1 protein-coding gene and 1 pseudogene are annotated in these 1,328 nt (G+C 77.7%); both read left to right on the forward strand.

What is annotated here, in order from left to right; genetic code table 11:
* Positions 1–250 precede the first annotated feature (250 nt).
* Positions 251–970 (forward strand): GntR family transcriptional regulator, encoded by a 720-nt coding sequence (locus tag GTR00_RS20975; RefSeq protein ID WP_166613454.1) that lies wholly within the window; start codon positions 251–253, stop codon positions 968–970.
* A gap of 122 nt (positions 971–1,092) precedes the next feature.
* A pseudogene (locus GTR00_RS20980) lies at positions 1,093–1,328 on the forward strand (5-oxoprolinase subunit B family protein); the annotation flags it as partial.

Here is a 1,328-nt window from a genome sequence, read left to right on the forward strand (position 1 = left end):
CGTCGCCGGGGTCGCCGTCGCGCCGCCGGCGGCCGGGGCGCGACGGCGACCCCGGCGACGAGCGCCGTGGCGGAGGCGCCGAGGAGGGCCGAGCGCCACCCCCCGCGCGTCGGGGCGGTGCTGCGGCGGAGCCTGCGGGGGACGACCACGGCGACCTCGCTCAGTGCGTCGGGGGAGGGTGATGGGCGGTGACGCTACGAGTTGTTCAACGATCTGGCAACGCTGGCGCTGTGAACGCTATGTTTCGCCGATGGGTGCGGTGCCGCGGGAGCAGGGGGGCGGGCTGCCCGAGCGGCTGAGCTCCGCCGGGCGAGCCCTGGCGGGCGCGAGCAGCGCCGAACGCGTCGCCGACGCGCTGCGCGAGCTCGTGGTGGACGGTGCGCTGACGCCGGGGACGCGGCTGCGCGAGGGCGCCGTCAGCGCCTCGCTGGGCGTCTCGCGCAACACCCTGCGCGAGGCGTTCCGGCTGCTGACGCACGAGGGGCTGCTGCGCCACGAGCTGCACCGCGGGGTCCTCGTGCGCACCCTGACGGCCGCGGACGTGGCCGACGTGTACCGCTTCCGCCGGCTGCTGGAGTTCGCCGCCGTGGACGCCGAGCACGACCGCGTTGCGCTGCAACCGCTCCGCTCCGCGGTCGAGGGGGGGTGGGCCGCCGCGCGGGACGAGGACTGGGCGGGCGTGGCCACCGCCAACATGCGCTTCCACCGCTCGCTGGTCGCCCTGACCCGCAGCCCGCGGATGGACGAGAGCATGCGCCACCTGCTCGCCGAGCTGCGCCTGGCGTTCGTGGTGATGACCGACCCGCGCCCCTTCCACGAGCCGTACCTGCAGGACAACGAGCGGATCGCCGACCACCTCGAGGCCGGCGACCGGGGCAAGGCGGGCCGGCTGCTCGCGGAGTACCTCGAGCGCGCGGAGCGGCAGCTGCTGACGGCGCACCGCACGGCCGGGGAGCCGGGGCGGCGCTGAGGTCCGCGCCCCCGGGGGCTGACAGGTCGTTCAACGATCCCTAGAGTTCGAACGCACCGTTCCCGCCCGGAGGTGACCGTGACCGCGACCGCCCAGGCCCCGCCGCCCACCGCGACGCCCGCGTGAACCCGGTGCGCCTGCTGCCCGCCGGGGACCGCGCCTGGCTGCTCGAGCCGGACGACCCCGCGCCCCTGGCGGCGTTCGCGCGCTCCCTGGAGCGCGAGGCCCCCGAGGGCGTGGAGGACGTGCTGCCCGCCGCCCGCACCGCCCTGGTGACCCTGCGCGCCGGGGCCGACCCCGAGGCCGCCGGGCGCGAGGTGCTGCGCCGGTGGCGGGCGCTGCCCGAGGACGCCGGCGA

The organism is Kineococcus indalonis, assembly GCF_009906395.1.
GTDB lineage: Bacteria > Actinomycetota > Actinomycetes > Actinomycetales > Kineococcaceae > Kineococcus > Kineococcus indalonis.